The 8179-nt window shown below is 52.0% G+C and carries 7 protein-coding genes; 4 read left to right on the forward strand and 3 right to left on the reverse strand.

Features of this window, described 5'->3' with window-relative positions; genetic code table 11:
• Positions 1 to 7 precede the first annotated feature (7 nt).
• Entirely contained in the window at positions 8 to 1288 is a 1281-nt protein-coding gene (locus RW65_RS14975; RefSeq protein ID WP_039057580.1) for a DUF445 domain-containing protein, read from the forward strand.
• 47 nt (positions 1289 to 1335) lie between these two features.
• Here the strand turns inward: RW65_RS14975 and RW65_RS14980 are convergent, their stop codons facing one another.
• From RW65_RS14980 to RW65_RS14990, 3 genes are all read right to left on the reverse strand, one after another.
• Positions 1336 to 1752, reverse strand: a complete 417-nt coding sequence (locus tag RW65_RS14980) for a FosA family fosfomycin resistance glutathione transferase (protein ID WP_039057581.1) — start codon at positions 1750 to 1752, stop codon at positions 1336 to 1338.
• A 146-nt stretch (positions 1753 to 1898) separates the two neighbouring features.
• Complete coding sequence (locus tag RW65_RS14985) at positions 1899 to 2954, reverse strand: DUF1176 domain-containing protein (protein ID WP_039057582.1); 1056 nt, start codon at positions 2952 to 2954, stop codon at positions 1899 to 1901.
• A 123-nt stretch (positions 2955 to 3077) separates the two neighbouring features.
• Positions 3078 to 3680 (reverse strand): ATP-dependent Clp protease proteolytic subunit, encoded by a 603-nt coding sequence (locus RW65_RS14990; RefSeq protein WP_039057583.1) that lies wholly within the window; start codon positions 3678 to 3680, stop codon positions 3078 to 3080.
• A 487-nt stretch (positions 3681 to 4167) separates the two neighbouring features.
• On the opposite strand from RW65_RS14990, the gene RW65_RS14995 reads away from it, so the two are divergent.
• The 3 genes from RW65_RS14995 to murP form a co-directional block, all read left to right on the forward strand.
• Positions 4168 to 5604 carry a hypothetical protein gene (locus RW65_RS14995; RefSeq protein ID WP_039057584.1) on the forward strand — a complete coding sequence of 479 codons (1437 nt, stop codon included), beginning with the start codon at positions 4168 to 4170 and terminating at the stop codon, positions 5602 to 5604.
• Between the two features lie 446 nt (positions 5605 to 6050).
• Entirely contained in the window at positions 6051 to 6962 is a 912-nt protein-coding gene (murQ, locus tag RW65_RS15000; protein WP_039057585.1) for an N-acetylmuramic acid 6-phosphate etherase, read from the forward strand.
• Positions 6962 to 8179, forward strand: a 1218-nt coding sequence (gene murP / locus RW65_RS15005; protein ID WP_039057586.1) for a PTS N-acetylmuramic acid transporter subunit IIBC, incomplete at its 3' end; no start/stop codon positions are given. The genes murQ and murP, both read left to right, overlap by 1 nt.

Genomic DNA, 8179 nt, shown 5'->3' on the forward strand with positions numbered 1-8179 from the left:
TTAACGGATGGAAAAATTAGCCGAACTCAAGCGTGCCAAGCGACTGGCGCTCTCGCTGTTGCTGGTGGCGGCCGCGACCTTTGTCACCACGCTCTTCCTGCCGCCCAACTTCTGGGTGAGCGGGGTAAAAGCCATTGCCGAAGCGGCGATGGTCGGCGCACTCGCGGACTGGTTCGCGGTGGTGGCGCTGTTTCACCGCGTGCCTTTACCGTTTATCTCGCGCCATACGGCGATTATTCCGCGTAATAAAGATCGCATCGGCGACAACCTCGGCCAGTTTGTGCAGGAGAAGTTTCTCGATACCCAGTCGCTGGTAGCCTTGATCCAGCGTCATCAGCCTGCGCAGATGATTGGCGTTTGGTTCAGCGAGCCAGAAAACGCCCAGCGCGTGGGCAAGCACCTGTTGCAGGTGGTCGGCGGTTTTCTGGAGATGGCCGACGATAGCCGCATCCAGCGTTTATTACGTCGCGCGGTGCATAAAGCCATCGATAAGGTCGATCTTACCCAGACCAGCGCCCTGCTGCTGGAAAGCCTGACGCGTAACAATCGTCATCAAAAACTGTTGGATACGTTAATTACCCAGCTTATTGCACTGCTGCAAAAAGAGAGCAGCCGCGAATTTATTGCCCGCCAGATTGTGCACTGGCTCAAGACCGATCACCCGATGAAAGCGAAGCTGCTGCCCACCGAGTGGCTGGGGGAACAGAGCGCGGAGTGGGTTTCTGATGCGGTCAATTCACTGCTGGATGATATTAATGCCGACAGCACGCACCAGATCCGCCAGGCCTTCGATCGCGCCACGATGAAGCTGATCGCCAATCTGAAAAACGATCCGGAGATGGCCGAGCGTGCCGACAACATCAAAGAGTATTTGAAAAACGACGAGACCTTTAACCGTTACGTCGGTGAAATGTGGGGCGATCTGCGCAACTGGATGAAAGCCGATATGCAGTCTGAAGATTCGCGGATGCAAAAACGCATTACCGACGCGGGTCTGTGGTTTGGCGAAACCCTGTTGGCAGACGGCGCGCTGCGCGCCTCGCTGAATGAACATCTGGAGCAGGCTGCGCACCGCGTGGCACCGGAGTTCGCCGCGTTCCTGACCCGTCATATCAGCGACACGGTAAAAAGCTGGGACGCGCGGGATATGTCCTGGCAAATCGAACTCAATATCGGCAAAGACCTGCAATATATCCGCGTTAACGGAACGCTGGTCGGCGGAACAATTGGCTTGATACTCTATCTGCTGTCGCAGATCCCGGCCTTACTCCCTTTTTCTGCGCTCTAAGCTGTCGGTTGGCGGCGCTCCACACACGCAACCGGGCGTACGCCCGGTTAGTCAAAAAAGACCATCCCTTGATAGGGCTTTGCACGGCACGATGCCAGCCGCTGGGCAAGATTGCCGACATGGGCTTCGAGTTTGTGACCATCGGGATCGAGAAAATACCACGAGTCGCCTTCGCTTTTGTTGGTTTTCCAGCTGACAACGCCCGCCTGCTCAAGACGGGCGACAAAATCGGCGAAATGGCGCTCATCAATGCTAAAGGCATAATGGGTGTAATCACTCTGCGTTGGCGGAACAAACTGCCGCTGTGCGTCAACCGATAAGCAGATCCACAGTTTGTCGCAGGTGAGATAAGCGCCGTTATCCCAGCGTGCATGCAGTTTCAGGCCGAGCAGGTGCTGATAAAATTCGACGCTGCGCGCAAGGTTGCTTACGGCAATAGTTAAATGGTTAAGGCTGGTAAGCATTGAAAACTCCCGAGGGTGGTTCAGAGATTAAACGCTGCGGCCAAGCTTTCCTGTTTTTTGGATAAAAGAAAATGAACACTATCCTTAGCAAAATCAGCCGTTTTGATAACAATAGCGTTCAAATTCTCACTACGCGACGATGTGGCTTACTTCGCCTCTTTAACTTCCGCGACAAATTCCGTTAAATCCCAGGTGCCGCCGGCGCGCACGTAGCGGCACATGCCGGAGGTGGATTCGCTGCTCTTACGGAAGGTTTCGCCGTCCCAGACCCACTCGGCAGAGGCCCAGCAGTCACCAATCCCGCGCCCGCGCTGGCCCAGGGAGATAACGCCGTCGCTGTAATCCGAGGCAGAGCCGGTAATAAATTGCGGCGTCCCCTTCAACGCGCTATCGATGACCCAATAGCCGTAACCTTCATTGTAGGCTCCGCGCCAGCAAAGGGCGGAGATCAGCGCATGTTTGCCATCCAACGGCGTCAGCGTGACATCGTTATCGCCGTCGACAGCCTGCTCCTGCTCCTGCGGGGAGGCCAGCCGATCGCAGCCATTATCGTCGTTGACCGCCGCCAGCAAGCGTGGTTTTAGCGCGGCGACCTGCGCCTCGGTGAGGGTGCGCTCTTCACCGCCTTTCACCGCTACCGCCTGAATAACCGGCGCGGCAACGGCGGCCGTCACTGAACTTTCCGCTTTATCGCCCTTCTTACTCAGCGCGCCCGGCGTGCCGACCCGCCCTTGCACATCATCAAATTTCAGCAGCACGGCGGATGCACCATCGTTGGAGAGCACAAACGGCTTCGCACCGCCTTTAAACTCAACCTTACCGCTGCCTTTTACCGCCTCAATCAGGCTCTGCGCCTGAGCGTCGGATAAACGCCAGCTATCGCTATCTTCAGTGGCAATTTCCCCTAACGATTTACCTTCGATCCAAAGCGTGAGTTTCACCGGCGTAGCGTTGTCGTCTGCGTCCATTTCCGCCAGCACCACGTCCACCGTGACGGGCGTTTGCGGCCCGGCTTTGCGGGTAATCAGTACCGACCCCGTGGCTTCTTCCTCGGCGCTGTAGCCCGCCGCGCGGCAGGTCAGGGTGTTGTCGCACACCACTTGCCAATCTTTATGATCAAATGAGACGCTATTTTGCGCGGCCAAAACCTGCGCGCTAAGCGTCGCCGTGATTATCAGCGCCGCTTTAATGCTGCTTTTCATGCCATCACTCCATAATGAGAAACAAGAACAGTGTGCAGAAATTATCGGTCAGTGAGAAGGGTATCTTGACGAGGATAAAGAGAAAAAAGGCGAGAAATAATCTCGCCTTATAAGCATTAAAGATTAATCCAGCTTCAGTTCGTTGAAGGATTTCACCACGTGGGAAACGATGCCGTAATCGATGGCTTCTTTGGTGTTCATCCAGAAGTTACGATCCGTATCCTGCTTCACTTTTTCCACCGGCTGGCCGGTCGCTTCGGCGATCATGCGGTTAACGCGCTCCAGCGTGCGGATGATCTCTTTCGCTTCAATTTCAATGTCGCTCGCCTGACCGCGTACGCCGCCCAGCGGCTGATGAATCATAAAGCGGGTGTTCGGCAGAGAGTAACGGTGCTCTTTTTTGGCAGCGAGCAGGATAGTGATCCCGGCGCTGGCCACCCAACCGGTGCCAATAATATGCACTTCCGGGGTAATAAATTTGATCATGTCGTGAATGGTATCTGCCGCTTCGACATGGCCGCCCTGGCTGTTGAGATAGATTTTAATCGGCGCATCACTAATGCCCTGCAACAGCAACAGCTGCGTTACCACTTTCTCCGTCAGCGCCTGGTTGATCTCGCCGGAAATAATGATTGAGCGGGCATCCAGCAGTTTTTGCTGCATCAGCTGAGAGACGTTACCGCCCTCTTTCTCTTTTTTATTGTCGTCTTCGTTCATAAAGTGCATGTGCTTTCTCCCCTTGAGTTGATGCAGCTAAGCATAGCCCAACGCCGGTTAGTCGGAAATAACAAGATGATATCTCCGCCTTTTAAAGCACTTAACCGATCCTGGCTTAATGCACGCCGCCGCGTTTTTATTCCTTCATGCAGGTACTGCAGCTTACGCCAGAGTAAAATTGAGACAGAAAAAGAATATGTGCAGGGTCATTTACGATAAGTGCAGTGCATTTTTCTCCCCATGAAAAGGGCGGATTTACAAGAAAACAGGGATTTATCGCCTTCGCTTGCCTGACAGCGTCGACAGTTAATATTTGCAAGCCATAGTTAGCATATCGGTTCAGGATTTGCCTTGAAGCTTTGAAAATTTCGTTTCATCTACGAAAAAATGCGCTACCTGTTGAGCTGGCGACATAACATATCTGATAACTTGCCGTTGGCTTCACAATCAAGTGAAAAAAAATTGTTTTAATTAAAGCATTGATCAACAGGAAAAAATGAATAACACCGCTCTTTTTCTCAAAAACATTCACCTTCTTGCACAAAAGCTCAGCTGGCTTGAAAATGACGCTGTCGTTGATGAACTGAAAGCGTTAATTATTACAAACAGTCATCTTTTAAATGAAGATAAGGTTACAAACGCATTTATTAATGAATTGATCTATTGCTCTGAAAAAAATGTCACCGCTGAGGATGTGGCGAAATTAATCGCCCACTTAAACGCGTTCTTTATAGCCCATTTTTTATCACATCCGTGCCACGTTATATTCATTGGTAGAGATTGGGCAGCATATCAGCGCACCGCCCTTTTCCTGCCCACTAACGTGGAAAAAACCACGGTTTTTGAAATTAACCAGCATACAGACCCGGAAAGCGTGCGTGTCGATCTGGAGGACGATACCACCATTCCCATCGTAGTGACTGATTATACTGGATTTAATTTCATTAAAAAGAATAATATAGAATTCCCTGAGGCTCTCACCGCCCTACAATTTCCAGAAAGAAATAACGATTTGTATAACGAAGTGATTGGCTTTATACCGCTGCTTACCGAGCGTTATGAAAAGGCCCTCAGCCAGTCCGATGTAAAAAGCGTGGTTGTCGGATCGTCCTATGCCTGGCAGGGCTTTCCTGATGAACTATTAGAGAAATCGGTCAACCTCTCTATTTTTTCGGGTGATATCACCTATTCATCCAGCATAATTAAAAATATAACCGAAACCACCAGCATAAAAAATTTCATTTTGTGTATTGGCCTTTATGATGTTTTTTATGAATTATCTATGAGAGGAGTCAACACCTTCTCTGCTGCGCGTTTTTTCTGCAGCATTAATAATATTGAATACAGTTTCAGACGTAAAGAAGGGGATATAATAAGCGAGGCCAATAAGCAGTATATCCTTGGCCCTCTGGATCTCTTCATTCTGCAGATCTACGCACAAGAAACTCACCAGCAATATTATGGTGATGAAGCGTTATCCAGTATCAACGGTTTAATGCAGGATGAAACACGGCTAAAAAAATCTGTTGATTTCATCAATCAAAGAACCACTTGCACAAATTTTACTTATTCATCAACACAGATCTTAACTCGCGTATCGAAGCTATCAAAACTGTATAAAAGGAAAAACAGCTTTGAAAATAACAAACAGGTGCTCGCGTCCTTGATAGCGTTGCTAAAAGCAAAAGGTTGCACTCTGAATATTATTGTTATGCCGTTTACTCAATTTTTTATTAAAAACTTCGAGAGCGATCTGAAAAATGAAACGCTGGAATTTATCGAAAGTATTACGGACAATACGACTGTTTTTATGAAAGATTTTTCTACCCACGACGCATTCGGGCCAGAAGATTTTTCTGATGCAGATCATTTAAATTTTAATGGGGCCAATAAACTCTGTAGCCTGGCTAAGCAGCTAGGGATCGCGCTTTAACAGCGATAAGACCGCATCCCCTCAAGGGTATAAAGTCCCCCTGACCCGGCCTTTAACCTGACGCGCTCGCGTCAGGCTTTTTACACCGCGAAACCGGTTGGCTGCCGTTTTAGGCCTGCAAGGGATGGATAGGTTTCCCATTGCTGTTGTCTCGCATTGGTTCCCCGCTTAACGGCTCACCCTCTGCTCAACCGCACCCCATTGCCAAAAGAGCTGGCGCCCCGCCATTTATTTCTCAAATATTCGGTCCTATTACAGGCAGTCTGTACGCGGTTTGCTTTATGCAGGCGCAGTATGAAGCGCATCACAAATCTATAGCGGCATCGGGGATAAGAATAAATTATTCTTAATTTTACTTACGACTGTAATATATTATTCCTACAGCACACCGTTGCCGATATGCAGCGGGGCAAAAAATCGTCATCCATACTGTGAGCGAAACCTTTATGAACATTGATCTTTCCAGCTTGACTACCGAAGGCCGTAATAGTGCCAGCGCAGACATTGATATGCTTGATACCGAAGCGATGCTGAGGGTTATCAACAGCGAAGATCAAAAAGTCGCGCTGGCGGTGGAAAAAACCATCCCGGCGATTGCTCAGACGGTGGACGCCATCGTAGCGGCCTTTCAAAAAGGCGGGCGCTTGATTTACTGCGGCGCGGGCACCTCCGGGCGACTGGGTATTCTTGATGCCAGCGAATGCCCGCCAACCTATGGTACGCCGCGCGAACAGGTGGTTGGCCTGATCGCCGGTGGCCATCGCGCAATTCTGCAGGCGGTGGAAAACGCCGAAGACAGCCTGACGCTGGGCGTTGAAGATCTGCAGGCGCTTAGTTTTAATGCCAATGACGTACTGGTCGGTATCGCCGCCAGCGGCCGCACGCCGTATGTGATTGCCGCCATGCAGTATGCAAAAACGCTGGGTGCCACCACCGCCGCATTAACCTGCAATGCGGGCAGCGAAATGACGAAAATTGCCGATATCGCCATTGTGCCCGTTGTCGGTGCCGAAGTGGTCACCGGTTCCTCGCGCATGAAAGCCGGTACGGCGCAGAAACTGGTGCTGAATATGCTGACCACCGGGGCGATGATCCGCAGCGGCAAAGTTTACGGCAACCTGATGGTCGATGTGGAAGCCACCAACCAGAAACTGGTACAGCGCCAGATCAATATCGTGATGGAAGCCACCGGCTGCGATAACGCCACGGCGACGCAGGCGCTGCAGGCCTGTAACGGCCATTGCAAAACCGCCATCGTGATGGTGCTGGGCGGACTGAGTGCTGAACAGGCAACGCATCTGCTGGCCGATAACGGCGGCTTTATTCGTCAGGCGCTGGTCAACGCGGGAGTCAAATGATGGCCAAAATCAGCGAACAACTTATCGCGAATATTTTGCGGTTGGTCGGCGGCAAAGAGAATATTAAAACCTGCGGTAACTGCATGACGCGGCTGCGCTTGTCCCTGCACAACGATACCTTAATCGATAGCGCCGCGCTGAAAGCGTTGCCCGGCGTGCTCGGCGTGGTGAACGGTGACGACCAACTGCAAATTATCGTGGGCCCCGGCAAAGCGCAGACGGCGGCAGAAATGATGAACGCCATGCTCGGTGACGCCAGCGCGCCTGCCCCCGCAGAAGCGGCATCGTTAAAGAGTATCGCCCAGGATACTAAGCAGCAAATGAAGGCGAAACAGACCAGCGGCGTGCATCAGTTTCTGGCGAAATTCGCCACTATTTTTACCCCGCTGATCCCCGGTTTTATCGCCGCCGGTATGCTGCTCGGCTTCGCCACGCTGATTGAACAGAGCCTGCTGCTCAACGCCGCCGAGAAAAACGCGACGCTGGTGCATATCGTCGGATATATGAAAGTGTTCGGCAAAGGGCTGTTCACCTTCCTGCCGATTTTGATTGGCTATAACGCGCAAAAAGCCTTCGGCGGTAGCGGCGTTAACGGGGCGATTATCGCCGCGCTGTTCGTGCTGGGCTATAACCCACAGGCGACGGTGGGCTATTTCTCCGGCATCGATACCTTTTTTGGTATGGGTATCGATCCGCGCGGCAATATTATTGGCGTGCTGATCGCCGCGATCCTCGGTGCCTGGATTGAAAAGCGGGTCCGCCAGGTGATGCCGGATAACCTCGATATGATCCTCACCTCCCTTGTGACGCTGCTGATCACCGGCGCGCTCACTTTTACAGTCATTATGCCTTTCGGCGGCGAGCTGTTTAAAGGGATGTCGTGGCTGTTCCTGCACCTGAACGGCAACCCGTTCGGCTGTGCGGCGCTGGCGGGTCTGTTCCTGATTGCCGTGGTATTTGGCGTGCATCAGGGCTTTATTCCGGTCTATTTCGCGCTGATGGACGCGCAGGGCTTTAACTCTCTGTTCCCGATCCTCGCGATGGCGGGCGGCGGCCAGGTGGGCGCGGCGCTGGCGCTCTACTTCCGCTCGGCGCGTGAATCAATTATTCGCAATCAGATTCGCGGGGCGATCATCCCCGGCCTGCTGGGCGTTGGCGAACCGCTGATTTACGCCGTGACGCTGCCGCGCGTGAAGCCGTTTGTCACCGCCTGTATC

Origin of the sequence: Enterobacter sp. Bisph1, from assembly GCF_000814905.1 — a bacterium.
Classification (GTDB): domain Bacteria; phylum Pseudomonadota; class Gammaproteobacteria; order Enterobacterales; family Enterobacteriaceae; genus Kosakonia.